This is a genomic window from Nocardioides sp. cx-173 (assembly GCF_021117365.1).
Classification (GTDB): Bacteria; Actinomycetota; Actinomycetes; order Propionibacteriales; family Nocardioidaceae; genus Nocardioides.
The window spans coordinates 638087-664797 of record NZ_CP088262.1; the positions used below are offsets into that span (position 1 = coordinate 638087).

28 protein-coding genes are annotated in these 26711 nt (G+C 72.9%); 13 read left to right on the forward strand and 15 right to left on the reverse strand.

All coding sequences use genetic code 11. From position 1 onward, the window contains the following. Positions 1-26 precede the first annotated feature (26 nt). Both LQ940_RS02965 and LQ940_RS02970 read left to right on the forward strand, forming a co-directional pair. Positions 27-818: a hypothetical protein gene (locus tag LQ940_RS02965; RefSeq protein WP_231244859.1), complete on the forward strand. Its 792-nt coding sequence runs from the start codon at positions 27-29 to the stop codon at positions 816-818. Then, positions 815-1150: a TraR/DksA family transcriptional regulator gene (locus tag LQ940_RS02970; RefSeq protein ID WP_231244860.1), complete on the forward strand. Its 336-nt coding sequence runs from the start codon at positions 815-817 to the stop codon at positions 1148-1150. Before LQ940_RS02965 ends, LQ940_RS02970 begins: the two co-directional genes overlap by 4 nt. Before the next feature lies 1 nt (position 1151). Here LQ940_RS02970 and LQ940_RS02975 read toward each other — a convergent pair whose 3' ends face one another. Then, positions 1152-3428 (reverse strand): catalase, encoded by a 2277-nt coding sequence (locus tag LQ940_RS02975; protein WP_231244861.1) that lies wholly within the window; start codon positions 3426-3428, stop codon positions 1152-1154. A 128-nt stretch (positions 3429-3556) separates the two neighbouring features. Between LQ940_RS02975 and LQ940_RS02980 the strand changes: the two genes are divergently transcribed. Genes LQ940_RS02980 through LQ940_RS02990 form a run of 3 tightly spaced genes read left to right on the forward strand, consistent with a single transcriptional unit; the run spans position 3557 to position 5404 of the window. Next, positions 3557-4036: a DUF4383 domain-containing protein gene (locus LQ940_RS02980; protein WP_231244862.1), complete on the forward strand. Its 480-nt coding sequence runs from the start codon at positions 3557-3559 to the stop codon at positions 4034-4036. A 50-nt stretch (positions 4037-4086) separates the two neighbouring features. Beyond that, a complete protein-coding gene (locus LQ940_RS02985) occupies positions 4087-4716 on the forward strand; it encodes a hypothetical protein (RefSeq protein WP_231244863.1) in 630 nt (209 codons plus the stop codon). 4 nt (positions 4717-4720) lie between these two features. Continuing rightward, the gene (locus LQ940_RS02990) at positions 4721-5404 is read left to right on the forward strand and encodes an alpha/beta hydrolase (RefSeq protein ID WP_231244864.1); all 684 of its coding nucleotides are present in this window, start codon (positions 4721-4723) and stop codon (positions 5402-5404) included. Here the strand turns inward: LQ940_RS02990 and LQ940_RS02995 are convergent. After that, entirely contained in the window at positions 5394-6014 is a 621-nt protein-coding gene (locus tag LQ940_RS02995) for a hypothetical protein (RefSeq protein ID WP_231244865.1), read from the reverse strand. The two genes, LQ940_RS02990 and LQ940_RS02995, sit on opposite strands and share 11 nt — an antisense overlap. A gap of 18 nt (positions 6015-6032) precedes the next feature. Here LQ940_RS02995 and LQ940_RS03000 point away from each other — a divergent pair, with 18 nt between their 5' ends. Then, positions 6033-6191, forward strand: a complete 159-nt coding sequence (locus LQ940_RS03000; RefSeq protein WP_231244866.1) for a hypothetical protein — start codon at positions 6033-6035, stop codon at positions 6189-6191. On the opposite strand, the gene LQ940_RS03005 is transcribed toward LQ940_RS03000, so the two are convergent. From LQ940_RS03005 to glgA, 6 genes are all read right to left on the reverse strand, one after another. Next, on the reverse strand, positions 6182-6532 hold the full coding sequence (locus LQ940_RS03005) for a hypothetical protein (RefSeq protein ID WP_231365067.1): 351 nt from the start codon (positions 6530-6532) through the stop codon (positions 6182-6184). The genes LQ940_RS03000 and LQ940_RS03005 overlap by 10 nt on opposite strands. 374 nt (positions 6533-6906) lie before the next feature. After that, positions 6907-7434 (reverse strand): DUF6318 family protein, encoded by a 528-nt coding sequence (locus LQ940_RS03010; protein WP_231244868.1) that lies wholly within the window; start codon positions 7432-7434, stop codon positions 6907-6909. A 102-nt stretch (positions 7435-7536) separates the two neighbouring features. After that, a complete protein-coding gene (locus LQ940_RS03015) occupies positions 7537-8838 on the reverse strand; it encodes an HNH endonuclease (protein ID WP_231244869.1) in 1302 nt (433 codons plus the stop codon). 46 nt (positions 8839-8884) lie between these two features. Then, positions 8885-9931 carry an IS30 family transposase gene (locus tag LQ940_RS03020; protein ID WP_442939763.1) on the reverse strand — a complete coding sequence of 349 codons (1047 nt, stop codon included), beginning with the start codon at positions 9929-9931 and terminating at the stop codon, positions 8885-8887. Between the two features lie 172 nt (positions 9932-10103). After that, positions 10104-10523 (reverse strand): hypothetical protein, encoded by a 420-nt coding sequence (locus LQ940_RS03025; protein WP_231244484.1) that lies wholly within the window; start codon positions 10521-10523, stop codon positions 10104-10106. 66 nt (positions 10524-10589) lie between these two features. Further along, a complete protein-coding gene (gene glgA, locus LQ940_RS03030) occupies positions 10590-11777 on the reverse strand; it encodes a glycogen synthase (RefSeq protein ID WP_231244483.1) in 1188 nt (395 codons plus the stop codon). A 45-nt stretch (positions 11778-11822) separates the two neighbouring features. On the opposite strand from glgA, the gene glgC reads away from it, so the two are divergent. Continuing rightward, positions 11823-13058 carry a glucose-1-phosphate adenylyltransferase gene (gene glgC / locus LQ940_RS03035; RefSeq protein ID WP_231244482.1) on the forward strand — a complete coding sequence of 412 codons (1236 nt, stop codon included), beginning with the start codon at positions 11823-11825 and terminating at the stop codon, positions 13056-13058. Between the two features lie 13 nt (positions 13059-13071). Here glgC and LQ940_RS03040 read toward each other — a convergent pair whose 3' ends face one another. Then, positions 13072-13674 (reverse strand): mismatch-specific DNA-glycosylase, encoded by a 603-nt coding sequence (locus tag LQ940_RS03040; RefSeq protein ID WP_231244481.1) that lies wholly within the window; start codon positions 13672-13674, stop codon positions 13072-13074. A 57-nt stretch (positions 13675-13731) separates the two neighbouring features. On the opposite strand from LQ940_RS03040, the gene LQ940_RS03045 reads away from it, so the two are divergent. Further along, on the forward strand, positions 13732-14250 hold the full coding sequence (locus tag LQ940_RS03045; protein ID WP_231244480.1) for a hypothetical protein: 519 nt from the start codon (positions 13732-13734) through the stop codon (positions 14248-14250). On the opposite strand, the gene LQ940_RS03050 is transcribed toward LQ940_RS03045, so the two are convergent. From LQ940_RS03050 to LQ940_RS03060, 3 genes are read right to left on the reverse strand one after another with little or no spacing between them, the layout of a single operon-like run. Then, positions 14247-15491 carry a phosphodiester glycosidase family protein gene (locus tag LQ940_RS03050; protein WP_231244479.1) on the reverse strand — a complete coding sequence of 415 codons (1245 nt, stop codon included), beginning with the start codon at positions 15489-15491 and terminating at the stop codon, positions 14247-14249. The two genes, LQ940_RS03045 and LQ940_RS03050, sit on opposite strands and share 4 nt — an antisense overlap. Positions 15492-15510: 19 nt before the next feature. Continuing rightward, entirely contained in the window at positions 15511-17103 is a 1593-nt protein-coding gene (locus tag LQ940_RS03055; RefSeq protein ID WP_231244478.1) for an alpha/beta hydrolase, read from the reverse strand. Between the two features lie 56 nt (positions 17104-17159). Then, entirely contained in the window at positions 17160-18080 is a 921-nt protein-coding gene (locus LQ940_RS03060; RefSeq protein ID WP_231244477.1) for a matrixin family metalloprotease, read from the reverse strand. 38 nt (positions 18081-18118) lie between these two features. Here LQ940_RS03060 and LQ940_RS03065 point away from each other — a divergent pair, with 38 nt between their 5' ends. After that, the gene (locus LQ940_RS03065) at positions 18119-19303 is read left to right on the forward strand and encodes a site-specific DNA-methyltransferase (protein WP_231244476.1); all 1185 of its coding nucleotides are present in this window, start codon (positions 18119-18121) and stop codon (positions 19301-19303) included. 3 nt (positions 19304-19306) lie between these two features. Here LQ940_RS03065 and LQ940_RS03070 read toward each other — a convergent pair whose 3' ends face one another. Continuing rightward, positions 19307-20221, reverse strand: coding sequence for a LysR family transcriptional regulator (locus LQ940_RS03070; protein ID WP_231244475.1), 915 nt, complete (start codon positions 20219-20221; stop codon positions 19307-19309). 82 nt (positions 20222-20303) lie between these two features. Here LQ940_RS03070 and LQ940_RS03075 point away from each other — a divergent pair, with 82 nt between their 5' ends. After that, the gene (locus tag LQ940_RS03075; protein WP_231244474.1) at positions 20304-21167 is read left to right on the forward strand and encodes an EamA family transporter; all 864 of its coding nucleotides are present in this window, start codon (positions 20304-20306) and stop codon (positions 21165-21167) included. Here LQ940_RS03075 and LQ940_RS03080 read toward each other — a convergent pair. Further along, the gene (locus LQ940_RS03080) at positions 21135-22532 is read right to left on the reverse strand and encodes a WS/DGAT/MGAT family O-acyltransferase (RefSeq protein WP_231244473.1); all 1398 of its coding nucleotides are present in this window, start codon (positions 22530-22532) and stop codon (positions 21135-21137) included. The two genes, LQ940_RS03075 and LQ940_RS03080, sit on opposite strands and share 33 nt — an antisense overlap. A 181-nt stretch (positions 22533-22713) precedes the next feature. Here LQ940_RS03080 and LQ940_RS03085 point away from each other — a divergent pair, with 181 nt between their 5' ends. Genes LQ940_RS03085 through LQ940_RS03095 form a run of 3 tightly spaced genes read left to right on the forward strand, consistent with a single transcriptional unit; the run spans position 22714 to position 25235 of the window. After that, complete coding sequence (locus LQ940_RS03085) at positions 22714-23034, forward strand: hypothetical protein (protein ID WP_231244472.1); 321 nt, start codon at positions 22714-22716, stop codon at positions 23032-23034. A 12-nt stretch (positions 23035-23046) separates the two neighbouring features. Continuing rightward, positions 23047-24156, forward strand: coding sequence for an FUSC family protein (locus tag LQ940_RS03090; RefSeq protein ID WP_231244471.1), 1110 nt, complete (start codon positions 23047-23049; stop codon positions 24154-24156). Beyond that, positions 24153-25235: a DNA polymerase IV gene (locus LQ940_RS03095; RefSeq protein WP_231244470.1), complete on the forward strand. Its 1083-nt coding sequence runs from the start codon at positions 24153-24155 to the stop codon at positions 25233-25235. Before LQ940_RS03090 ends, LQ940_RS03095 begins: the two co-directional genes overlap by 4 nt. On the opposite strand, the gene LQ940_RS03100 is transcribed toward LQ940_RS03095, so the two are convergent. Then, positions 25232-26710: a gamma-glutamyltransferase gene (locus LQ940_RS03100; protein WP_231244469.1), complete on the reverse strand. Its 1479-nt coding sequence runs from the start codon at positions 26708-26710 to the stop codon at positions 25232-25234. The two genes, LQ940_RS03095 and LQ940_RS03100, sit on opposite strands and share 4 nt — an antisense overlap. Position 26711 lies beyond the last annotated feature (1 nt).

The following is a 26711-nucleotide window of genomic DNA, read 5'->3' on the forward strand; positions in this document are numbered from 1 at the left end:
GGCCCCCGCTGGCACCCTGGGTAGGGATGACTGACGACGACTCCCAGACCCAGGACAGCGAGACCAAGATCGACTGGGTCAAGACGGTGGCGAGTGCGCTGGCGGCGGTCACGGCGGCTGTCCTGCTCTCGACCCTCGGCGCTGCCGGCACCCTGATCGGCGCCGCGCTCGGCAGCGTGCTCGTGACCGTCGCGACCCAGCTCTACGCGCAGGGGCTGGCCCGCAGCAAGCGCACCATGGCCAAGGCCCAGGAGGCCGCTCTGCGCAAGGTGGGCGTGGCCCAGGCCGAGGTGCGGCGGGCCGGTCGCCAGGACGACACCGGTGCGGCCCAGGCACATCTGGGGGCGGCCGACGAGCGGCTCGGACAGGCTCGAGCGGAGCTGGGCGCCGCCCAGCCGGATGACGGCGGGCCGGCGACGAGCCTGGGCGCGCGACTGCGGCTGCTGCCGTGGAAGAGGATCGGCCTCAGTGCCGCCGCAGCGTTCCTGGTGGCGCTGGCCGTGATCGCCTCGTTCGAGGCCGTGACCGGGCGCAGCGTCTCGTCCTACACCGGCGGCAGCGACAAGGACTCGAACTCGACGTTCAACGGCGGCGGGAAGTCCGACGACGAGGGGGACCGGAAGGACGAGCCCGACCAGCAGCCGACCGCCCCGAGCAGCGAGCCCACGCCCAGTGACGACGCGCCGACGTCCGAGGCGCCGTCGGAGGAGCCCACCGAGGAGCCGTCGGCGGAGCCCAGCGACGAGGCGCCGTCGGAGGAGCCCACCGAGGAGCCGACGCAGCTGCCCTCGGCGCCGGCACCCACCCCGACACCGTGACCGGGTCGCCGCGCGACCTGCTCCTCGCGGACCGGGCCCGGACCGAGGCGCGGCTGGCCACGCTGCGCGGTGACTTCCGCAGCGTGGTGGACGCCTCACGAGACACCAACGCCGACGACGAGCACGACCCCGAGGGCGCGACCATCGCGTTCGAGCGCTCCCAGATGGGGGCGCTGGTGCGGCAGGCGAGCCAACACCTCGACGAGGTGGACGCCGCCCTCGAGCGGCTGCGTGTCGGCAGCTACGGGGCGTGCGAGGCGTGCGGACGTGCGATCGCCGCCGGGCGGTTGGAGGTCCGCCCGACGGCGCGCACGTGCGTGTCCTGCGCCTAGCTCACTCGACCGCGGCGGGGAATCGCTCCCAGACGCGGTGGGCGCCCATCAGCGCCTGCACCTCGGTGAAGACCGCCTCGGCGGACTCACCCGAGACGACACCGGGCGCGCCCGCGTCGACGCCGGCCGCGGTGAGTGCGTGGGCACCCGCACCCCATGCCCCGATCGCCTTGGCGTGCCGGAAGCACTCCTGGACCATGAGCACCACCCTCGGGTCGACCACCGGCTGGTCGGGCGTGCCGGCCTTGTCGTCGCGCGCGCCCAGCGCGTCGGGTGCGGGCACCGGGGCGCCCGCGACCAGCAGCACGTCGTACTCCACCGAGCGGCCGGTCGCGAAGGTCCGCTGCACGGGCATCCCGTCGACCATGCCGCCGTGCGGCGCGATCAGCAGCGGCACCATGCCGGCGGCGTCGATCGTGCGGCGCAGCGCCGCGACGCCGTCCAGGTCGCCGTCGGGGTCGATGACGATGCCGACCATGCGACCGTCGGCCGGCCACTCGCCGCCGACCTGCGACAGGGCCGGGCTCGGCTCCGGGTCCTCGAGGGCGATGGTCGCCTTGGGCGCGGGCAGGCCGAGGCTGGTGGCGACCTCCTGGCACAGCACCGGGTCGATGTTGGCCAGCGCCTGGAGCTGGCGCTCCTTGATCGACTGCTCGTAGCACTTGCCGAGCTCGAAGGCGTAGGCCCGGATGATGTGCTCCTTCTCGACCGGCGACATGCTCAGCCAGAACTGGCGCGGCTGGCTGTAGTGGTCGTCGAAGGAGGCCGGGTTCTCGCGGACCTTGGTGCCCTCCGCCACCCGCACCGGCAGGTCGACGAAGGCGTCGTCGTCGGCGCCGGCGAAGAACGGGCAGCCGCCGTCGAGCGAGTTGGGCTTGTACGGCGCGACGCCGCCGTGCACGGCGTGCTGGTGGAAGCCGTCGCGGTGCATGTCGTTGACGGGGGCGTGCGGGCGGTTGATCGGGATCTGCGAGAAGTTCGGCCCGCCGAGCCGGGTGAGCTGGGTGTCGACGTAGGAGAAGAGCCGCGTCTGCAGCAGCGGGTCGTCGGTGACGTCGATGCCCGGCGGCAGGTGCCCGACGTGGAAGGCGACCTGCTCGGTCTCGGCGAAGAAGTTGGTCGGGTTGGCATTGAGGGTCAGCCGGCCGATCGGCTGCACCTCGGCCTGCTCCTCGGGCACGATCTTGGTGGGGTCGAGCAGGTCGATGCCGTTGAACATCTGCTCCTCGTTGTCCTCGAACACCTGGATCCCCAGCTCCCACTGCGGGAACGCGCCGGACTCGATGGCGTCGTAGAGGTCGCGGCGGTGGAAGTCGGGGTCGAGGCCGCCGATCAGCTGCGCCTCCTCCCAGGTGAGGGAGTGGACGCCGAGCACGGGCTTCCAGTGGAACTTCACCAGCGAGGTCTTGCCGTCCTCGTTGACGCAGCGGAAGGTGTGGACGCCGAAGCCCTCCATCATCCGGTACGAGCGCGGGATGCCGCGGTCGGACATGTTCCACATCGTGTGGTTCTGCGCCTCGGTGTGCAGCGAGACGAAGTCCCAGAACGTGTCGTGCGCGCTCTGCGCCTGCGGGATCTCGCGGTCCGGGTGCGGCTTGCCGGCGTGGATGACGTCGGGGAACTTGATCCCGTCCTGGATGAAGAACACCGGGATGTTGTTGCCGACCAGGTCGAAGGTGCCCTCGTCGGTGTAGAACTTCGTCGCGAACCCACGGGTGTCGCGCACGGTGTCGGCCGAGCCGCGTGAGCCGAGCACGGTGGAGAACCGCACGAAGACCGGCGTCTCCTTGCCCTTGGCGAGGAAGCCCGCCTTGGTCACCGATGCCGCGGAGCCGTAGCCCTCGAAGACGCCGTGGGCGCCCGCGCCACGGGCGTGCACGACGCGCTCGGGGATGCGCTCGTGGTCGAAGTGGGTGATCTTCTCGCGCAGGTGGTGGTCCTGCAGCAGCGTCGGGCCGCGCGATCCGGCCTTGAGCGAGTGGTCGCTGTCGCGCACGCGGGCGCCCTGGGACGTCGTCAGGTAGGCGCCCTGCTGGGCCGCGTCGGTGGGCTCGGCGTCGACGTGGGCGCCGGTGGCCGTGCGGGTGTCGGGCGTGCCCTGGTCCGGCTTGGGCGGCAGCGGCTCCACCGGGGTGGTCGGCTCCTCGAGCGAGGGCGGCGCGCTGCCCGGCGTGCCGGGGATCGTCGGCTCCAAGAGCTCGGCGGCCTTGTCGACGGTGGACTTGACAGCCTTGGAGGCCTTCTGGGCGGCCTTCTTGGCGGGCTTGCTGGGTGTCATGCGACTCCTCGATCCGGGTACGGACGTTCCGGTACCCGGATTCGCTTTCTGAATCACCCCTTCGGGCGGAACTGGTCCAGGAGGCGTTGGGCACCGGAGGCCTCGTCGACCTGCGAAGGAGCTGTTCCATGTCTGTCCGTGACCACCACGCCGGCACCGCACACGCCGGGCGCGACAAGCTCGCCAAGACCCTCGCGCTCGCCACCGGAGCGGTGTTCCTCCTGGTTGGCGTCGCCGGCTTCATCCCCGGCATCACCACCGACTACGACACGATGAAGTTCGCCGGACACGAGAGCCGTGCCGAGCTGCTCGGCATCTTCCAGGTGTCGATCCTGCACAACATCGTGCACCTGCTCTTCGGTGTCGCCGGCCTCGCGCTCGCGCGCAAGGCCACCACCGCGATCGCCTATCTGGTCGGCGGCGGGATCATCTACTTCGTGCTGTGGATCTACGGTCTGGTCATCGACCACGACCACGACGCCAACTTCGTCCCGCTCAACGACGCGGACAACTGGCTGCACCTCATCCTGGCGGTCGGCATGGTCGGCATGGGCCTCGCGGCGCAGCGCGCGCTGCGCGGCGACATCGGCAGCCAGACCCCGATGTGAGTCGACTGGCCCGGCTGGGACGAGGCGCGGCCTCGGCGGGTGGGGCGGCGTTGTCCGCCGCCACCCGCGCCCTGGCTGCCGTACGCCCCGCGCCCAAGCCGCTGCATCCGAAGGGGCAGGTATTCCATGCGTGCCTGTACCGGCACGGCGTGGAGCCGCCGCTGGGGGTGGAGTTCCTGGACACGGTCTCGACCGACGAGGTGCTGGTGCGCCAGTCGCGTGCCATCGGGCTGCCCACGGCGCTGCCCGACATCCACGGGCTGGCGGTCAGGCTCACCAACCCCGACGGGAGCCACGGCGACCTGCTCTTCGCGACGACCGGCCTGGGCCGGCTGACCCGGCACGTGCTGACCTTCAGCAAGAAGCAGTACGGGCGGCCCGTCACGACGTTGCTGCCCTACCGGACCGCGGCCGGCCCCGTCCTGCTCGCGGCGCGCGCCAGCGGCGACGCCTCCGTGGAGATCCTCTGCGCCGTCGGCGAGGGGGAGTGGCGCCACCTCGCCGACCTGCGGCTCACCCAGACGCCCGCCGACGACCAGGCGATCTCGTTCGACCCGGTGCGCCACCGGCTGCCGGGCCTCGAGCAGTACGACTGGGTGCGCCGGCTGCGCGCCCCGGCGTACGAGGAGGCACGCGAGAGTCGTCGCGAGGACGCAGTTGTGCCGACCCGAGATAGTTGACGACGTGGAGGCCCAGCCGCGACTCATCCCCGTCCGCCAGCCCGAGCACGCCACCGGCATCGCGCTGGTCCTGCACGGTGGGGCCTCGCGCGGCCAGCGGATGATGGTCAGCCCCACCCAGCTGTCGGTGGTGCGGATGGCGCCCACCGCCAAGCGGGTCGCCCGCGAGGGACGCGGCAAGCTCGCGGTCTACCGGCTGCTCAACTCCTACCGTGGCTGGGACACCCAGCACACCCCCGTGCGCGACGTGGAGTGGGCGCTCGACGAGCTGCGAGGACGGCACGGCGTGCTGCCGGTCGGCCTCGTCGGCCACTCGCTCGGCGGCCGGGCCGCCCTGCTCGCCGGGGACCGGCCGGGCGTCGAGTCCGTCGTCGCCCTGAACCCGTGGGTCTACCCCGACGACACGGTGGACCTGTCCGGGCGCCGGGTGCTCTTCGTGCACGGCTTGGCCGACCGGGTCGCGCTGCCGCAGCGTGCCGAGGCGGTGGCCCGCCGCGTCGCGCAGACCACGGACGTCGGCTTCATCAGCATCCCGGGCGGCAAGCACGCGATGCTGCGCCACGGGCGGTCCTTCGACGGCTACGGCGCGGAGTTCACCGCGGTGTCGCTGCTCGGCCACATCCCGCGCGGCTCGGTCTCCAGCGCGGTCATGCGGGTCCTCGACGGCGACGCGTGGGTCACGGCGTAGGCAGGACGACCGGGATCTCCTGACCCAGCCGAGCACCCAGCTCGAGGTCGAGTCCGTCGCCGGACCAGAAGGTGCCGGGGTCGTAGTAGTTGGTGGGCCGCCGCTCGTCGAGCAGGCCCATGGCCTGGTACGTCGCCGCGACGACCTCCGCGCAGTAGGTCAGCTCGGCCGGCGCCTTGCTCCGCACCCGCCCGCGCGCCCACCGGCCCACCAGCTTGGCGGTCGAGGGGAACGGCGTGCCGTCCAGCCGCGCGACCGTGCGCAGCACCGCCGCCTCCATGCCGGCATCCACCTCCGGGTCCAGCTGGCGCAGCCAGGCCCGCTGGTCGTAGCGCCCACACCACTGCGTCACCGCGTCGCGCAGGTCGTGCAGCTGCACGCCCCGGTGGTGCTCGCCGGTCCACACGTCGAGCAGTCCCTTGCCGAGCTCGGCATGCCACATCAGCGGCGGCAGGTCGTCGATCACGACCGCCATGCCGACGTGGTTGACCGGCGCGTTGGTCAGGACCCGGATAGCGTGGTCGGCGGCGGAGCGGCCTCGGAACAGCCAGAGGTCGCCGGTGCGGGTGATCTCGGCCGCGGCGTCGAGCGTCAGCCTGGTGGTGTCCAACGTGAGGGAGTCCTGTCGGTGAAGCTGTGGAAGATCCTGGGGATCGCGGGACTGACCGGGGTGGCCGCCACCGGGGCGATCATCGCCCGCGAGCAGCGTAAGCGCGCACAGGTCACCCCGGACGACGTTCGCCGCAAGCTGCACGAGCGCCTCGCCGAGCTCGACGATCAGCGGTAGCCCACCAGCGTCGGCGTCGCCTCGACCACCTCGAGCGGCACCGGCGCGCCGGGGATGGTCACGGTGCCCGGCACCGGCTGCCACGCTCCGCCGTTGACGCGCCAGTCGGCGGCGTAGGTGGTGTCCACGGCCGGGCCGACCTGCCCCTCGGCAAGGTATCGATGGGTGATCTCCAGTCGCGGGTACGGCGACCCGCCACTGCGCGTGCTCAGCTCCTCGCCGTCCCCGAAGCGCCACCCGAACCCGCTCGGGCGGATCCGCAGCTCCACCTGCTGCCCCAGCAGGGTGATCGTGCGCGTGAACGGCTCGGTCTCGGTGTAGAAGTTCGTCTTGAAGTTCACCAGGGTGCGGCCGTTCGGCGGTTGCACGACGAGGTCGGACGGTGGGAGGGCGAGCTGGCGGAACGCTGCGGCGACGATGCCGGGTGTGAGTATGGGCTCGTCTGCATTGACTAGGCAGTAGTCCTGCGGATTTGCGCCGATGACACCGGCGATCCCAGCGCACGCTGCGGTCCCGACTGGCGTCTGTGGGGAAGCTGTCGCGGGGTTGGCTCCCGGAACGCCGGCTTCACTGTCACAGACAAGGACTACGACGGTTCGAACCTGGTTGTCGACCACCACAACCTGCTCGACATGTCGGCACCCTGCATCGGCAGGAACCTCGACACCGAACAGGAAGCCGCACGCCGCCATAGTTGCGAGAACAACACGGAGTGTCATCGGATGAGACCGATGAAGGTGATCGCTGGAGTGTCCATGTCTGACGTCAAGCGGAAGCGAAAGATCGCCTTCTCTTCTCCGTATTCGTCAGCCTCAGCTCCACTCGATGGCACCATGCTGCCGCCCCCCATGGTGATCGCTGCCGTGACCTCACCCGGCTTGAGTTCTTTGGCGCGATCGACCGTCCATCCCGTGGTGTTGTATTCGCCGCCCGCCTCATAAACGTCTTCGATGAGATCGACATACGGCTCGCATGTAGAGCACCCCGGCGATGCCAGTTTCCTCAGGGCGCTCGTGTCGCCGGACGACAGGGCGAGGTTGCGCTCCGCCACCCAGTTTCGGACTGCCTGCACGGCTGTAATCGGGGCATCGGACTCGCTGCTGGAAGGACTCGGCGTTAACGCCGACTCAGTCGGGCTCGCGCTCGGGGTTGGCTCGACGCGGGGTTCGGGGGCGTCGTCGGAGCAGGCTGCGGCGACCAGGGTGGTTGCGACGAGGAGCGCCGCCAGTCGTACGCGGTCCACGACAGGTCCTTCCCGAGATGGTGCGGTTCGAAAGTTACCGCTCGGGGGACGGGACCGGAAGCGCTGCGGCGCAGGCTGTGGACAACTCGGGCCAGGCCGTGGTCAGACGACCAGCTCGTAGACGACGGCCTTCCTGACCGGGTGGATGTCGGGGCGGCCGGGTGGGTCGGGTGCGCGGGAGCGATGTCGGTGGCCGGTGGGGGTGGTGGTCTCGACGGTGTGGGTGCCGTCGGGCGCGATGCGTGGCGTCGCGGTCCAGCCGGGGGCCTGCTTGGCGTGGTTGCAGCGTTCGCAGAGGCCTTGGAGGTTGGTCGCGGTGGTGCGGCCGCCGTCCTCCCAGGACCGGATGTGGTCGGTGTGGCGGATCGGGGCGCCGCACCAGGGGGTGCGGCAGAGGCCTTGGTCGCGGGTGTTGACGAAGTCGGCGAGGCCGGAGGGGGCGAGGCGGGCGCGGGAGTCCATGGCGATGAGCTGGCCGGTGCCGGGGTTGGTGTAGAGGCGCCGGATCCAGAGCCGGGTGGCGCGCATCGCGTCGGTGACGAACGCCCGAGCCCACGGGGCCGGCACCGGCCCGTAGCCCTCCAGATGGGCGGCGTCGTCGGCGGTGTCGAAGAGGGCGTGGTCGGTCATGACGAGCTTGACCTCGACCTTGACCGGCTCGTCGGCCGGGGCGCCGGTGACGCGCTCGACGAGGGTGTCGGCCATGACTTGGCCCTTCGACCGCTGATCACCCTTCGCGCGGGCCGCGGCCGCGGCGGCGAGGAGGGTGGCATAGATGCTCACGCCCTGTTTGACCGGGAGCAGGGCGCTGACCCAGCACATCGTGTCGGGCGCGGGACGGATCGTGACCTGACGCTCGGCCTCGGCGCGCCGGGCACGCTCGGCGACCGAGGCGGGGTCGAGCTCGCAGGCCAGCTTCTTCGCCGCGCGGGTCAGGCGCAGGTCGCTCATGGTCGCGGCCGCACCGGTGCCGCACAGGCGGCGGTCGACCTCGGCCCGGTCCTCGAGGGACAGGCACGCGGTCTCGCGGGCCAGGATCGTGGCGCGCCACTCGGTGAGCCGCCCGGCGCGCATGAGCGCCAGGGTGTGGGGCATCTCGTGCTCCAGGACCTTCGCGAGGCCCAGGAGGCGGGCGGCTTTGGTGGGTGACTCGTGGCGGGCCAGGCCGAGCTGCTCGGCGATGCCCTCGCCGAGGCGGGAGGTGGGTACGCCGGCCGCTGCCTGGCTCTGGCGTTGGGAGGTGTCGAAGTCGACCGCGGTGGTGGTCTGCGCGGCGGTGGCGGTGCACTTGAGGTCCTCCAACGCGCCGATGAGGTCGATGCGCTGGGCGTCCGAGACCTCGCGGGGGCAGTCCGCGAGGGCGGTGGTCGCCTCGCGGATCTGCTGGATAAGTGTCTCGAACATATGAGCGATTGTAGACCCGGCCGCCGACAGTGGCCCGCGGGCGAGTTCAATCGGTTCTTGCAACGAGCCTCTTGTTGAGGGCTTGTCCGGGAGTCTGCCAGTCGAGGGTCTTGCGGGGCCTGGTGTTCAGTTGAAGGGCGACGTTGTCGCACTCGGCCATCGTGAGGTGGCGGAGGTCGGAGCCCTTGGGCCAGTACTGGCGCAGCAGGCCGTTGGTGTTCTCGTTGGTCCCGCGCTGCCACGGCGACTGTGGGTCGCAGAAGTAGATCGGGATGCCCGACTCGATGGTGAACCGTGCGTGTTGTGCCATCTCGCTGCCGCGGTCCCAGGTGATTGACTTGCGCAGTTCCAGCGGCAGGGTTGCGATCATCTCGTTCAACGTCCACCGGGCCTGGTCGGCACGGTGCTGGCCAGGCAGCGGTGCGAGGAGCACGAACCGGGAAGAGCGTTCTACCAGCGTGAGGACCGCGCCCTTGCCCGTGCCGCCCATCAGCAGGTCGCCCTCCCAGTGCCCAGGCACCGCCCGGTCCTCGACCTCAGCCGGGCGTGCTGAGATCCGGATGTCGTCGGTGATCCCGAGTGTGACCCGTTTCGCGCCACCGGTCTGGGCCTTGCGGCGCTGCCGCTGGGTGCGTAGGTGCGCGGTCAACTCGCGCTTGAGCTCGCCCTTGGTCTGGACGAACAGCGACTGGTAGATCGTCTCGTGCGACACCCGCATCCTCAGATCGCGTGGACACAACACCGGCAGCATCGCCGCGATCTGCTCCGGCGACCAGTTCGCCCGCAACAGCTCCCACACCTTCTCCCGCAACGGCGCGTGATCCAGGCGCCGCGTCTTCGGCCGGCGGGCCTTACGGGCAGCCTCACGCTGGGACCACTTCGCGCTGTACCTCACCCGATACCCCCGCCCACCGGCACGAGCCGTACGAGCACGCGGCGACCGGGTCCCAAACGACCCAGCCCGGCGAAGCTCCCTCGAGATCGTCGACGGATGCTTGCCCACTAACGCAGCAATCGTGGCCTGCGGCAACCCCGCCATGTACGCCCGCTCAATCACCAACCGCTGATCCGCGGTCAACCTCACTCCCGGCACGCGCCGCAACCTCTCACTCACGATCGAGTTGCAACAACCGGTTGAGTTCGCGCGTGGTTGTGTGTGGTCTGTGGATGAGCGGGGCCACGGGTGCTGCTGTGGACGGTGGGTGGTTTCGAGGCTCGCTTCGCTCGCACCTCAACCACCGGGGGTGGGATCTGGCGGGGCGGGCTCAGCCGGCCATGCGCAGAGCGTCCAGGGGGAGCGGTGCCAGCATGACGGAGTTGGCCACGTGCACGACCTCGACGGTCCCACCGGCCTCGCGTGCGGCCGCGTAGAGCATCGCGGCCCACGCGCGGTCGGACTCGTTGATCCCGTCGCGGCCCGGCCGGGTGCGGAGGAACGCGACTCGGCCGCCGGGCACGGCCTCCGTGACCAGCATGCGCAGGACGTCGACGAGGCCGGCTCGGGACGGGCCCTCGTCGGGGAAGGGGCTGCACTCGGTGATCTCGGTGATGACCGGGGTCGTCGAGCCGTCGGGCTCGAGCACGATCAGCCAGAGGCTGTAGCCGCTGAACCCCAGCGGTCCCATGAGGTCACGCCACATGCGCTCGAGGTCGGCCTGGGTGCGGATCACGGCGGAGTAGGTCATGTCTCGACTGTGCGCCCGTCCGGCCGTACGCGCGAACGTCCATCCACAGGCGTGGGGCCGGCCGCCTCAGAGCAGCGAGCGGTAGATGCCGACGGTGCGCTCCGCGATGGCCGACCAGCCGAACGACTCGACGGCGCGGCGACGGCCGGCGACGCCCATAGCCGCGGCCCGCGCGGGGTCGCCGACGACCTCGCGGAGAGCGGCGGCGAAGTCGGCGACGTAGGCGTCGGGGTCGAGCGGGGTGCCGGTGCCGTCGGTGGCCTGCGCGATCGGGACCAGGCGACCGGTCTCGCCGTCGACGACGACCTCGGGGATGCCGCCGGTCGCGGTCGCGACGACGGCGGTCTCGCAGGCCATGGCCTCCAGGTTGACGATGCCCAGGGGCTCGTAGATCGACGGGCACGCGAACACCGTGGCGTTGGTCAGCAGCCGGGTGACGTCGTGGCGCGGGAGCATCTCGCTGATCCAGACGACGCCGGTACGCCGGGCGGCGAGGTCGGCCACGAGCACCTCGACCTCGGCCTGGATCTCCGGGGTGTCGGGGGCCCCCGCGCAGAGCACGATCTGCACGTCGTCCGGCAGCTCGGCCACGGCGCGCAGGAAGAGCGGCAGCCCCTTCTGGCGGGTGATCCGGCCGACGAAGAGCACCGAGCGGCGGTCGGGGTCGACGCCGAGCTCGCGCACGCGGTCGGGGTCGACGACCGGTGCCCAGTCCTCGGTGTCGATGCCGTTGTGCACGACGTGCACCCGCGCCGGGTCGATCGCGGGATAGGCGGAGAGCACGTCGTCGCGCATCGCCGACGACACCGCGATGACCGCGGCCGCGGCCTCGTAGGCGGTGCGCTCCACCCAGGAGGACACGGCGTAGCCACCGCCGAGCTGCTCGGCCTTCCACGGCCGCAGCGGCTCGAGCGAGTGGGCCGACACCACGTGCGGGACGCCGTACAGCAGCGAGGCGAGGTGGCCGGCCATGTTGGCGTACCACGTGTGCGAGTGCACCAGGTCGGTGCCGGCGCAGGCGTCGGCGATCGCGAGGTCGACGCCGAGCGTGCGCAGCGCCGGGTTGGCAGAAGCCAGCTCGGCCAGGTCGGGGTACGACGACGTGCCGGCCTCGGCGCGCGGCGCGCCGAACGCCTGCACGCGGGCGTCGATGTCCGGGCGGGCGCGCAGCGCGCGGACCAGCTCGGTGACGTGCACGCCGGCGCCGCCGTAGACCTCCGGTGGGTACTCCTTGCTCAGCACGTCGACCCTCACCTGGGGCAGGCTACTCGGTGGCGGGTTCGGGACTACGGTGAGCGCATGAGTGCGCGCAAGAGGGTCCTGGCCATCGTGCTGGCCGGCGGCGAGGGCAAGCGCCTGATGCCGCTGACCGCCGACCGCGCCAAGCCCGCCGTCCCGTTCGCGGGCATCTACCGGCTGATCGACTTCGCGCTGTCCAACGTGGTCAACAGCGGCTACCTCAGGGTGGTCGTGCTGACCCAGTACAAGTCGCACAGCCTCGACCGGCACGTCACCCAGACCTGGCGGATGTCGACGATGCTCGGCAACTACGTGACGCCGGTGCCGGCGCAGCAGCGGGTGGGCAAGCACTGGTACCTCGGCAGCGCCGACGCCATCTTCCAGTCCCTCAACCTGCTCCGCGACGAGAAGCCGGACATCGTGGTCGTCGTCGGCGCCGACCACGTCTACCGCATGGACTTCGCGCAGATGGTGCAGCAGCACTGCGACAGCGACGCCGCCTGCACGGTCGCCGCGATCCGGCAGCCGATCGAGCTGGCCGACCAGTTCGGCGTGATCGACGTCCACCCCGACGACCCGTCGCGGATCCGGGAGTTCCTGGAGAAGCCCACCGACCCGATCGGGCTGCCGGACAACCCCGGCGAGGTGCTGGCGTCGATGGGCAACTACGTCTTCGACGCCGATGCCCTGATCGAGGCCGTCACCCGCGACGCCACCACCCAGGGCTCCAAGCACGACATGGGCGGCGACATCGTGCCCTACTTCGTACGACGCGAGCAGGCCGGCGTCTACGACTACCGGGACAACGTGGTGCCCGGCGCCACCGACCGCGACCGCGGCTACTGGCGCGACGTCGGGACGCTCGGCTCCTACTACGCCGCGCAGATGGACGTCGTCTCGCCGCTGCCGGTCTTCAACCTCTACAACTTCGCGTGGCCGATCTTCACCTCCTACGGCCCGCACCCTCCGGCCAAGGTCGTGCAGGGCGCCGACGGCACCGAGGCCACCGTCGACGAGGCGCTGCTCTCGCCCGGTGTCGTCGTCAGCGGCGCGCGGGTCAACCGCTCGGTCCTGTCACCGGGCGTGCGCGTCGAGGCCGGCGCGGTGGTCGACGGCTCGGTGCTGATGAACGGCGTCCACATCGGCGCCGGCGCCGTGGTGCGGCACGCGATCCTCGACAAGAACGTGATCATCCCCGACGGCGCGCAGGTGGGCGTCGACCTCGAGGCCGACCGCGCCCGCGGCTTCGTGGTCGAGGACGGCCTGACCGTCCTGGGCAAGGACCAGAGGTTCTGAGGGGCCCGACCGGTCAGGTCAGGATGCCGGCCGCACGCGCCGGCTTGGCGTACGCCTCGGCGAGGGTCGCGACGGTCTGGTGCGCGTTGAGGCCGCTCGGGTTGGGCACCACCCACAGCTCGGCGCCCGCCAGGTCCTCGGGCTGCCGCCCGAGCACAGCCTTCGGCAGCCCCCACCCGGTGCGGTAGGCGGTGATGCCCGCGACGGCCACCACCGCCGGCGTCGTACGCCGGACGAGTGCGGCGAGCTGCGCCTTGCCCGCGCGCAGCTCGTCGGCGGTCAGGTCCGAGGCGCGGGCGGTGGCGCGGGCCACGATGTTGGTGATCCCGATGCCGCGAGAGCGCAGGTAGTCGCGATCGGCGTCGGTCATGCCCGCCGACGGGCTGATCGGGCGCTCGAGGATGCCGGCCTGGAGCAGGGCCGGGTAGAAGCGGTTGGCGGGATGGGCGAAGTGGCTGCTCGTCGCCGCCGTCCAGAGGCCGGGGTTGATGCCGACGAACAGCAGCCGCAGCTCCTGGCCCGGGCCGGGGAGGAGGTCGGGCACGAGCGCGTCGCGGAAGGACTCCAGCTCGGCTCGGGTGAAGCTGCGCCGCTCGGGAGGAGGTGGCGTGGTCACGACGCCAGCGTGCCAGGGCCTCGGGAACCGCGCCGTGACGGGTAGCGTCCAACCACCATGAGACGGACCCTCGGAGCCCTCCTGATCCTGCCCGTGCTGCTGGGTGCCCTCGCCGGCTGCGGCGACGACGCCGAGCGGGCCGGCGACGACCCGGTCCCGTCGACGTCGACCTCGGACGGGGACCCCTCGACGAACCCCGCGGTCGATCCGGTCGTGGTCGCGCTGCTGAGCGAGACCAACACGGGTGGCGCCACCTCGGACGTGCTCGCGCCGGTCGACGGCGCCGCCCTGGAGGGTTTTCTGGCGCAGCTCGACTCGGGCTCGCTCGCCGACAAGGTGCGCAGCGAGGTCGAGCTCTATGAGCTGCCACAGGGCCACAGCCTGGGCGCCGCGGTGGTGACGGTCGGGTGCGACGTCCCGTCCGGCGTCGAGGTGACGCGGTCCGGCGACGGCTGGGCGGTCTCGCCGCACAAGGTGGCGAGCCCGCTGCCGGAGTGCTTCGCCCCGGTGACCACGGTGGTGGTCGTGGACGTGCCCGGTGAGGTGCCGCCCGGGCCGGCCCCCTCGGGGTTCTAGGGGCGGCGCGGCCGGGTGTAGGTGACCTCGATCGCGTTGGCGACCTGGCGCTGCGCGCCGTCGGAGGGGCTGTTGCGCACGCCCACCGCGCCGCGGCGGCCGGGCGCGACCATGGTCGTCGACCCGCCGCCGTCGAGGTTGAGCGCCTCGTCGGCGCCGAGCTCGATCATCAGCTCGGCCAGCTCCACCATCGTGTGGCCGCGGCTGAAGTCCTGGCGGCCGTCGATCACCAGCAGCAGCACCTGGCCGGTGTCGCGGTCGATCCCGACCGCCGTGCGCGGGTGCAGCTCGCGGTCGTCGACCACCTCCATGACGCCGTCGCGCACCAGGAACCTGTTGCCGGTGATGGCCATCTGCGGCCCCTCGGCGATGCCGCCGCGCACGGTGACCCACGAGCCAGGGCGCAGGGCGGCCAGGCGCGTGGCGCCGGCGCCGCGACCGATGAGCAGCTGACCGCGCACGGGGGTGCCGACCGGGAGCCGGGTCCCCACCTCGACGACCCGGCGCTTCACGACCCGCACCATCCGCACGCCGGTGCGGACGCCGTCGGTGACGCGGTAGCCCGAGGTGCGCCCCCACTTGCTGGTGTAGAGGCCGATGCCGTCGGGCTGCACCGACGGCGAGTTGACGTTGGTGATGACCAGCCCGGGGCGGTGCGCCACGACCAGGGCCGGCGTGAGGGGGCCGATGTCGGGCCGGCCCTTGGCGTCGAGGAAGAACGCGGAGTTCCAGCCGCTGCGGGGCCCGTGCAGCAGCCCGCGCAGGCGGCTCCGGCCGATGCCGAGGGGAGCGCCGGTGTCACCGATGTCGAAGAAGTCGCCGTTGACCCCGGCGATCGCGTCGTGGCGGGCGAGGATGTCGCTGACCTCGTCGGTACGGCGGACGGCCCCGGGCGACCCGTAGCCGAGGTTGACCCCCCGGACCTTCGGGTCGACGGTCAGCAGGTGGGCGCGGACCGGGCCGCGCGCGTCGAGCTGGTCCCAGCGGCTGTAGGTGATGCCCGGCGCGACGCGCCAGGAGACGGGCGGGGCGAGCTCGCGGGTGGCCCGGCGCAGGGACGGGCCGGGCAGCGGCGCGGCGATCTCGCCGCGGACCCCGTCGGAGGTCTGGGGGACGCGAGAGACCTCGGAGACGCCGGGTCGCCGCGGGTCGTCGGGTCCGCCGCCGACCGAGGGTGACGGCGCCGCGAGGAGGGTGCAGCCGAGAAGCAGGGCTGCGACCTGGGGAAGTCGTGTGCGCACCTCGTCCAGGGTAGGCGCCTCAACGCCCCACGACGGGCAGGGAGACGACCGTGTCGTCGATGATCACGACGCCCGGCGTGCGCGACCCCATGGTCACGAACGTGTCGCTGACCGCGGTGGCCAGCAGGTACAGCGTCTGCCCCGCGGGCACGTTCACCGCCACCGATGGCAGCGTCACCCGCCGCGCGACCCCGGTGACGGGGGAGACCTCGCGCAGCGGCAGCACGTTGTTCTGCACCAGGCGAGCGGTCGCCGGCGAGGTGCCGACGGCCAGGCCGTAGAACGCGCGGTTCTCGAGCCCGAGCGCGGTGACCTTGCCGGTGAGGTACGGCGACCCGGCGATCCGTACGGGGCCCTTCACGACCGGCACCGCCACCGGCGCGCCCGCCGGTCCCACGGTGGTGGCGACCGTGCCGACGGCGTACCGCCGCGTTGGCGCGACCGAGCGCACGGTCGTGCAGGTGCTGGACGGGGTGGCGAGGTGGATGCGGCCCCAGCCGCGCAGGCCGGTCTTGCGCCCCTTGAGCCTGGCGTCGAAGAAGCGGATCGAGAGCGCCCGGAAGTCGCCGCCGGCGAGCCTCCTGCTGCACGGGTCGGAGGTAACGTCGATCCCGGCGGGCAGCAGGTTCGGCAGCACGTGGCCGCCGTTGTAGCCGACGAAGATGCTCTGCTTGCGGGCGCGCTTGGTGAGGCCGCGCTGCCAGTTGGCCAGGCCCTGCTGCAGCGGGAAGAGGGTGTCGGTGGTGCCCTGGCCGAGGAGCACCGGGATGTCGAGACGACGACCGTGGTCGGCGTGCCACTTGGGTCCGTTGCGCTCGAAGAACGACACCAGGTCCTGCCCGCCGGGCAGCGAGCCGTCGGGCCACTGGCCGGTCGCGGCGCCCTCGACCAGCGCCTGGTAGACGCGCTCGGGCAGCGCCTGCGAGGGCAGTGCCGCGGCGCTCAGGCCCAGCGCCCACTCGGTGCGCGTCACGCCCTCGGGGGCGAGGCTCTGGGAGAGGTCGTGCCAGGTGATCTCGGGCGCGAGGGCGTCGAAGACCGGCTTGCCCCGCAGCCGCAGGGACTCGAAGGCGCCGAGCAGCTGGTAGCCGCCGCCGTAGCTGCCGCCGATCGCGCCGAGGCGCGGGTCGCCCCTGCCGTCCTGGCGCACCCAGCGCAGCCGGCTGACCAGCCGCACCAGCGCCCGCACGTCCTTGCCCTCGTAGGCGGGGCTCTCGACGTGCGCCTTGCCGCCGGACTCGCCCCAGCCGCGCTGGTCGAACGAGATCACGCCGTACCCGGCCCGGGTGAACGCGGCGAGCGCCGCCGGGTCCTTGGTGCGCGACCCGCCCCAGCCGTGGCTGTGCATGAGCATCGGGACCCGCCGCTTCGCGGTGGCGCGCGCCGGCTTGAAGACCGAGTAGCAGATCTTGACCGGCGCGCCGCCCTTCGTCTCCGGGGCGCTCCTCAGGCAGCCGTGGGTCACCGTGACCTTGCCCGCCGCGGTCGGCGGTGCCGCCGGCGCCGGGGCGGCGGAGGTGGCGGGCGCGGCGCTCAGGCCGGCGGCCAGGCCGGCGGTCAGGCCGGCGGTCAGCAGGGCGGTGGCGAGCGGCAGGGCGAGGCGGGAGGTCATGCCGTGCTCAACTGCCGACCCCGGCCGGGGTCACGCTCGGGCCCGGCCGAGCGCCGTCAGCCGCAGGGCGCGTCGCCGAGGATGGCCAGGCCGCTGAGGTCGCCGGGGCCCAGGCTGGTCACCTGGGCGGTGGGGTACATCAGCTCGTTCGGGTCGTCGACGTGGTCGAGACCGACCAGGTGGCCGAGCTCGTGCACGATGATCGCGCGCTGCTGGGCCTCCGGGTCGCGCGTGGCCTCGATCTCCTCGAAGGCGTCCCGGTCCAGGACGACCCGGCCGGTGACGTACCGGGTGAACATCCCGTCGTCGCGGCCCATCGGCCCGGCCAGCCCGGCGACGTCGCCGGCCAGTCCCTCGACCTCGTCGGCGTCCGCCCACCCGATGAGCACCGGACCTGGCCGCCCCGACGGGTCCACGCGGCCCTCGAAGTCGCGGTCGTCGGTGGTGCCGCCGTCCTCGAACCGCAGCCCGGTGGCCTCGCTGATGGTCTCGACCGCGTCGTCGAGCAGGTCCTCCCAGTCGTCCGGCGCCCCGTCGGGGTTGACGACGTACTCGACCGGGCGGCAGGGGCTCCACGCGACCGGCTGGTCGGTCCCTGGACGCGTCGACAGGAACTCGTAGCTGCCGCTCCCGTCGCCGGCGACCCGGTCGTTGAGCCGGTCCTCGATGCCCAGCCAGCTGCGGACCTGGGCGGCCCCGGGGCTGAGGTTGAGACCCACCAGCCCGACGATCACGGCGACGGTGAAGCCGATGGTGAAGTAGGTCCGGCGACGATCCGGGGTGGCTCCGGGCGGCCGCTCGGCCCGCTCCCGGCCTCGGCGGCGCCGTCGCGGGGGGCGCGGCAGGCCGCCCCGGATCGGCGTGACGTCCGCCCCGTCAGGGCCCGCGTCGGTCGTCTCCATGGCCCGGATCTCGCGCAGCAGGTCGCGCTGCCACTGCCGATCGGCGCGCCGCCGTGACCATCCGGACCCTCCCATGCCCGAAATGATGTCCGACCACCGGTTACCGTGCGCCCGTGACCGTCGAACCCCCGCCGTGGAACACGTTCGTCGCGGGCGACAACCTCGACGTGCTCCCCGGGCTCCCGCCCGGCAGCGTCGACCTGGTCTACATCGACCCGCCCTACAACACCGGCAACGACTTCGCCTACGCCGACGACATCCGCGGCGTCGGCGGCGCGAGCCGGCATGAGGCCTGGGTGGCGATGATGCGGCCTCGCCTCGTGGCCGCGCGCGAGGTGCTCGCGGACACCGGCGCGATCTTCGTCAGCATCGACGACAACGAGGCGGCGTACCTGCGCCTGCTCATGGACGAGGTGTACGGCGAGCAGAACCTGCTCGCGCAGATCGTGGTCAACCTCAACCCCAAGGGCCGCCAGCTGGGCAAGGGGTTCGCGACCAACCACGAGTACCTGCTCGTCTACGCGCGCGACGCCCGCCGCTGCGTGCTCGACGCCAGCACCAGCGACACCGTCGACGAGCGCGACTTCCCGCTGGCCGGGCCCGACGGGCGGCGCTTCCGGCACCTGCCGTTGCGCAACACGAACAAGAAGTTCAACCCCGCGACCGCGCGCACCCTGCACTTCCCGGTCTGGGGCGACCCGGTCGGCGGCGCGGTCCGCACGGCGCCGTTCGAGGGCGCGGTCGAGGTGCTGCCGGTGTTCGGCGACGGCACCCCGGCGGTCTGGCGGTGGAGCCGGCCGCGCATCGACGAGCGCCCCGACGACCTCGTGTGCCGCGTCATCAAGGGGGTGCGCGGCGCGCGGGTCGACGTGTTCCAGAAGGACTGGCTGCACCGCGACGTCCCGGGCGGGCGCCGCAAGAAGCTGCGCACCATCTGGATGGCCGAGGAGGTCGGCTCCACCGACACCGCGGTCGCCGAGCTCAAGGCGGTGCTCGGCCACGTCTTCGAGTCGCCCAAGCCGACCGGGTTGATCCTGCGGATCCTGCAGACGATGCCCGCGGACGCGCGGGTGCTCGACTTCTTCGCCGGCAGCGGTACGACGGGGCACGCGGTGGCGCTCGCCAACGCCGCCGACGGCGGCACCCGCACCTGCCTCTCGGTGAACTCGACCGAGCCCACCCGGGTCGGCTCCAACGCCCAGCTCGCGGGCTACGCCACCGTCGCCGACGTCACCCGCGCCCGGCTGCGCGCCGTGGCCGAGCGGGTCGGCGGCGGGTTCGCCGACCTGACGCCGTAAGGGCTAGCTCGTGCAGAGGACGGTGCCCTCGCAGGTTGCACCGGAGCGCAGCCGGTCCAGCACCAGCCGCAGCGGCGCCCAGCGCTCGCGGCCTCGCCGGGTGACGGCGTAGGCCCGGAGCGTGACGCCGGGGTCGGTCAGGGGGAGCACCCGGACGCCCTGCCGGCACTGCCACTCCAGCGGGAGCAGACCGACGCCGAGGCCGGCGACGATCAGGTCCTCGACGAGCTCCAGGCTGTCGATCTCGTGGGCGATGCGCGGGGTGAAGCCGGCCATGGACGCGAGGGTGCGCACGGCGTGCTCGTCGGCGGTGTTGCGCGAGTTGACGATCCACGGCCGCTCGGCGAACGCGGCGAACACCGCGGCCGAGTCGCCGTGCGGCGTGGGCTCGTCGGCGGACACGCCGAGGCCCCAGGCGACGTCCCACAGGTGGAGGGCGTCGAGGTCGTTGCGCAGCGCCGCCGGCGCCAGGCTGTAGTCGTAGGTCAGCGCCAGGTCGATGTCGTCGCTGGCGAGCAGCTCGAAGGCCTCCAGCGGCTCGTACTCGCTGACCAGCACCCGCACCCCCGGGTGCGACGTGGCGAGGTCGCCGATGATCGGCAGCAGCGAGCGGCGTACGGCGGTCGCGAAGCCGGCGATCCGCAGGGTCCCGGCCGGCTCCGCGTCCGGGTCCAGGTCGCGCCGGGCGGCGTCGACGGCGGCGAGGATGGAGACCGCGTGGTCGGCGAGGCGGCGCCCCGCGGGCGTGAGCCGGACCCGCCGCCCGTCGGGCTCGACGAGCGGGGTCTGCACCTCGCGGGCCAGGGCCGCGATCTGCTGGGAGACCGTCGAGGTGGTGTGGCCGAGCTCGTCGGCGACCTCGCGCATCGAGCCCAGCCGGGAGAGCTCGACGAGCAGCCGGAGCCGACGGACGTCCATGCGCCGATTGTCCACAGATCGTGAACGGTATGTCCAGTTAAATCACGTGGACGCGAACGGTGGGGGAGCGAACACTGGACCCATGAGCTCGCGCACCGGTGCCTCGATGGCCGTCGTCTCGATGCTGTGCGTCCAGCTGGGCCTGGCCGTGTCGGTCGGCCTCATCGACGACCTGGGCCCCGAGGGCGCCGCCTGGCTGCGCCTGGCGTGGGCCGGGGTGATCATGCTCGCGGTGGTGCGCCCCCGGCGCTCGGACTTCCCGGCCGGCTCGCTGCCGGCCTGCGTGCTGCTCGGCGTCGTCACCGCGGGCGTGACGATGCTGTTCATGGCGGCGGTGGACCGGCTGCCGCTGGGCACGGCCAGCGCGCTGGAGTTCCTCGGCCCCCTGGGCGTCGCGGTCGCACGCGGGCACGGCGGCCGGCGGATCTGGCCGGCCCTCGCGGCGGTCGGCGTCCTGCTGCTCACCCAGCCGTGGAGCGGCGAGGCCGACCTCGTGGGGGTCGCGTTCGCGCTGGGTGCGGCGGTCTGCTGGGCGGCGTACATCCTGCTGACGCAGCGCGTCGGCGACGCGGTCACCGGCCTCAAGGGGCTGGCGATCTCGATGCCCGTCGCGGCCCTGGTCGCGACCGCCGTCGCCGGGCCCTCGACGTTCGGCCGGCTCACCCCCGAGCTGCTGCTGGTGGGCGTCGGGCTGGCGGTGCTGCTGCCGGTGGTGCCGTTCGCGCTGGAGCTGCTGGCGCTGCGGCGGCTGACCACCTCGGCGTTCGGCACCCTGATGAGCCTGGAGCCGGCGTTCGCCCTGCTCATCGGCTTCCTCGCGCTCAGCCAGGCGCCAGGGTGGCTGGCCGTCGCGGGGGTCGGCTTCGTGGTCGCCGCCGGCATCGGGGCCGAGCGGACCGGCGCCCGGTCGCCCTCAGACGCCGGCGGCCTGCTCCAGGTGACCTAGCTCGTCGTCGAGGTGGGTGAGCAGCCGCTGCAGGTGCGGGACCGTGCGGCGGCAGCCGGTGAGCCCGAACGCCATGTTGCCGTCGTAGGACGTGCAGGTGATGTTGAGCGCCATGCCGTTGATCGGGATCGACAGCGGGTAGGTGCCGACCAGCTGCGCGCCGTTCCAGTAGTGGGTGGAGCGCGGGCCGGGGACGTTGCTGATGATGAGGTTGTAGGGCGGACGCACGATGCCCTGCATGCGCAGCATCGGCGCGAGGATCGCCGGGGCCTGGCCGAGCGCGCTCATCGCCAGGATCTGCATCGGCGTCATCGACGAGAGCGCCTCCTTGCCGTCCTTCATGGAGCGGTGGATGGTCGCCAGCCGCCGGGCCGGGTCGGGCAGGTCGGTGGCCAGCTGCACCATCACCGCACCGACCGCGTTGCCGCCCTCGGCCGAGGCGATCTGCGACTGCTTGGCGTTGAGGCCGACCGGGACCATCGAGACCAGCGTCTGGTCCGGCAGCGCGTCGAGCTCGAGCAGGTAGGCGCGCATGGCGCCGCTGCACATCGCCAGCACCACGTCGTTGACCGTGGTCCCGGTGGCCTTGCCGATGCCGCGGAGCCGCTCGATCGGCCAGTCCTGCGCGGCGAAGCGCCTCGAGCCGGTGATCTGCTGGTTGATGATCGTGCGCGGCGCGTAGAGCGAGAGCGCGGAGGTCTCGTTGCGCAGGCCCTTGCTGAGCGTCTTCACCAGCGCGCCCGGCATGCCGGCGGCCTCGGCGGTGATCCCGAGCGCCGTACGCAGCGCCTGGACGGGCAGCTCGGAGAGCTCGGCGGCCTCGCGCTCGCGACTGGGGCGAGAGGTCGGCGGCGCGGCCCAGGGCGCGGGCATCCCGCGCTTGTCGGGGTCGGTCGACAGGACGCTGGCGAGGAGCCGCATCGCGGAGACGCCGTCGATGAGCGCGTGGTGGGTCTTGGTGTACATCGCGACCCGGCCGTCGCGCAGCCCCTCGATGACGTGGGCTTCCCACAGGGGACGCTCGCGCGCCAGTCGAGTGCCGTGGAGCCGGCCGCACAGCTCGAGCAGCTCGCGGATCCGTCCGGGCTTGGGCAGGGCGCTGTGGCGCACGTGGTGCTCGATGTCGAACTGCTCGTCGGGCTGCCAGACCCACTGCCCGCCCGTGCGCACCGACCGGTGGGGTCGCTTGAGGAACAGCGGCGCCACCTCGTCGATGTCGCTCATCTGCTCGTACATCTCGCGGACGTAGCCCCGACCGGCTCCCTCCGGCTTCTGGAACAGCTGGAGTCCGCCGACGTGCATCGGCATGCTCCGGTTCTCGGCGAAGAGGAAGCCGGTGGCGGTGGGATCGATCGGAGTGACCACGGTGCGCCTTTCGTAGGGACGCATCCTCGCCCGCGGTGACCACCGCCACAAGCACCGAGGCTCCCCGGCGGGCGGTTCTCGGGCCAGGTGTCGCCCACAGGGGGGTGTCGCGTCGGCCGTCGTCCCCAGGGAGGACGGCGCTGGCCTCGGCCTGTCCCTCGCCGCTCCTAGCGTCGCCGCCATGAAGATCCTTCTCTCCGTCCTGACCACGATCCTGCTGACCCTCGGCGTCGCCGGCCTGGCGCGCGCCGACCACGGCTCGCCCGTCGACCGCGTCCCCGAGCCGCCCGTCATCGTCGAGGTGGAGGGTGACGCCGCCAACGGCTTCGGCATCCACTACTCCGACGGCTCCGAGCTCTCCCCGCCCACCGACTCGGAGGCCTTCGCCGAGTGCGGCGAGTACGACCGCCGCGTGGCACGCGTCCGCTGTCGCACCGAGGTCCGGGTCTGGTACCGCGATCTCGGGGACCTCAAGCGAGCGCTGGAGCACGCGCGGTCGTGACACGATCGGGGCATGGAGGCCGGACGACTGGACCGGATGCGGGCGTGGGGGCGCACGTCGCTCGGGGCCCGCCTCCTGCGGCTGAGGGCCAAGCGGTGGCAGATCGCCCAGTGCGCACTCGCGGCCGGGGCCGCGTGGTTCCTGGCCGCCGACGTGCTGGGCCACGACACGCCGTTCTTCGCGCCGATCGCCGCGGTGGTCAGCCTCGGCACGTCCTACGGCCAGCGGCTGCGGCGCGTCGTCGAGGTCACCCTCGGGGTGGCGATCGGCGTCTTCATCGCCGACCTGCTGGTCATCCAGATCGGCTCGGGGGCGTGGCAGCTGGTGCTGATCGTGGGCCTGGCCATGACGACGGCGTTCCTCCTCGACGGCGGGCAGCTGTTCGTCACCCAGGCGGCCGTGCAGTCGATCGTCGTCAGCACCCTGCTGCCGGATCCGAGCGCGGCGCTGACCCGCTGGACGGACGCGCTGGTCGGCGGCGCGGTCGCCCTGGTGGCGGCCACGGTCGTCCCGGCCGCGCCGCTGCGGCGGCCCCGCGAGCAGGCGGCGCTGGTCATGGACAAGATCGCCGAGCTGCTGCGCGCGGCCAGCGAGGTGATGGTGACCGGGGAGGCCGAGCGCGGCCTGGCGCTGCTCGCCGACGCCCGCGCCACCGACCACCTGATCCGCGAGCTCCAGTCGGCCGCCGACGAGGGGATGTCCGTCGTGGCCTCCTCGCCGTTCCGCGTGCGCCACCGCGACAACCTCAGGCGGGTGAGCGACCTGGTCGACCCCCTCGACCGGACCCTGCGCTCCACCCGGGTGCTGGTACGGCAGACGGCGATCACCGCCTACCGGCACGGGGCGGTCCCCGGCTCCTACGCGCGGCTGGCGCTCGAGCTGGCCGACGCCGCCGACGCGGTGGCCGCCGAGCTCGCCGCCGACCGGATGGCGCTCGCGGCCCGGCCGCAGGTGCTCGCCGTCGGTGAGCGCACCGGCCAGGTCGAGCGCTCCGAGGTGTTGGCCGCCGAGGTGATCCTCGCCCAGCTCCGCTCGATCGTCGTCGACCTGCTGCTCCTGACGGGCATGGACGAGACCGAGTCCACCGACGCCCTGCCCCCGCCCCCCACGACGACGCCATGACGACGTCGGGCGGTCCGCCGCAGGCCCGCTGGGTGCTGCACGTCGACCTGGACCAGTTCATCGCCGCGGTGGAGGTGCTGCGGCGACCCGAGCTGGCGGGCCTGCCGCTGATCGTCGGGGGTCGCGGCGACCCGACCGAGCGGGCGGTGGTGTCCACGGCCTCCTACGAGGCGCGCGAGTACGGCGTGGGGTCCGGCATGCCGCTGCGGCTGGCGGCGCGCAAGTGCCCCGAGGCGGTGATCCTGCCGGTCGACGCGCCGGCGTACGAGGCGGCCTCGGCGGTAGTGATGGCGACGCTGCGCGCGCAGGAGTGGGACGGCGCGCCGGTCGACGTGGAGGTGCTCGGCTGGGACGAGGCGTTCCTGGCCGCGCGGGAGCCGCGCGAGGATCCGGTCGCCTTCGCCGAGCAGCTCCGCGCCGCGGTGCTCGCGGCGACGCGGCTGCACTGCTCGGTCGGCATCGGCAACAACAAGCTGCAGGCCAAGATCGCCACCGACTTCGGCAAGCCGCGCGGGGTCTACCGCATCACCGACGAGACCTGGTTCGAGGAGATGGGCGACCGGCCGACCCGGGCGCTGTGGGGGATCGGGGCCAAGACCGCCAAGCGGCTGGCGGCGCTGGGGATCGACACGGTGCGCCAGCTGGCCGAGTCCGACGTCCGCGTCCTGGCCGCCGAGATCGGGCCGACGATGGGGCCGTGGTTCCACCGGCTCGGCCGCGGCGTCGACACCAGCCAGGTGGACCCGGAGCCCTACGTGCCGCGGGCGCACGGTCGTGAGGAGACCTTCCAGGCGGACCTGGAGGACTGGGCCGAGGTCGAGGAGGCGGCCCGGCGGCTGGCGCGCCGTGCGGTGGCCGACATCGACGCCGAGGGCCGCCCCGCGGCCCGGGTCGGGATCAAGGTGCGGTTCAAGCCGTTCCTCACCGTCACCCGCAGCCTGACCCTGCCGGAGCCGAGCAACGACCCGGAGGTCCTCGGCGCGGCCGCGGTCGAGCTGCTCGGCCGGGTCGACCGGGACCGTCCGGTGCGGCTGCTCGGGGTCCGCCTGGAGATGACCGAGCCGGCAGGCGGCTACTAGCCGGGCCCCGCCACCAGCCGGACCGCGCCCTCGCGGCGGGGGTCGGCGGCCGCGTCGAGCCGACCATCGGGGCCGACGAGGGCGGCGCCGACGCCGCCGAAGTACATGGTGGGCTCGCCCTCCTGCTTGAGCTGCTCATGGGGGCGGCCGGCGCGGTGCAGGTGCAGCCGGGGGTGGTCGATGGCGTCGCGCAGCGACAGCCCGCCGCTCACGAACAGCGCCAGCACCTGGGTGACGGCGGTGGTGATCCGGTCCGCGCCCGGCGAGCCGATCGCCAGCACCGACCCGTCGTCGTGCCGGCCGACCGTCGGCGCCATGTTGGACAGCAACCGGGTGCCGGGGGCCGAGCCGTGGAGGCCGCGCGGGTTGAGCTCCTGCTCCCCGAGGCAGTTGTTGAGCCAGATCCCCGTGCCCTCCGCGAGGAGCCCGGAGCCGTAGCCCGACGACACGGTCACCGAGCAGGCCAGCCCGTCGCTGTCGGCGGCGGACACGTGCGCCGTCGACCCGGACTCCAGGACGGCGAGGTGGTCGCGGTCGACAAGCGCCAGGAACGCCGCCGCGGCGGCCGCGACGTCGTCGGTGTGGTCCAGGACGTCGAGGCGGTGCCCGAGCACCGCGCGCTGGACTCGGACGAGGTGGTCGAGGTCGTCGGGCGTCCACGGACCGTGGGGGCGGTCCTCGAGCAGCCGCAGCATGGCGGCCACACAGACCCCGCCGACCGAGGGCGGCGGCGTCGTGGCCAGGGTCCAGCGCCCGATGCGGGTGGCCAGCGATGGCCGTACGACGGGCGCGTACGCCGCCAGGTCGTCGGCGTGCAGGAGGCCGCCGCGGGCGAGCACGTCGCCCGCGATCCGGCGGGCGAGGTCCCCGGTGTGGAGGGCCGCCGGCCCCTCGTCGGCCAGCTGATGCAGGGTCGTGACCAGGTCCGGGAGCACGACGGGTCCGCGGGTCAGCTCTCCGTCGCGGTCGTGCAGCGCGGCCCGGCTGCCCTCGTCCCAGCCGTAGATGTCGAGGTGGACGTGGTCGAGGTAGTAGCGCGACGCCCGGCTGAGCCGGAAGCCGCCGCGCGCGACCTCGATCGCCGGAGCGACCAGGTCGCGCCAGGGCAGCCTGCCGTCGCGGGCGTGCACCTCGCCGAACGCCGCGACCGAGCCGTGCACCGCGACCGAGCCCGGCCCGATCGTGGTCGTGACCCCGTCGCCGTACTCGGTGACGACGTCCCAGGTGCCGCCGCCCGGCGGGCGGCTGCCGCGGCCGGGCATGTCCATCCAGCCGTCGACGGTGTACGGCGTCGCGTCCGGTGGCTGCACGGTGACGAAGCCGCCGGAGCTGAGGGAGACCAGGCCGACCTCGTTGACCATCGTCACCAACGTGGCGGCCAGCGCCGCGTCCACGGCGTTGCCGCCGGCCAGGGCGACCCGCTCGCCCGCGGCGGCCGCCGCCTCGTTGGGCGCCGCCAGGGCGACCTGGGCCACC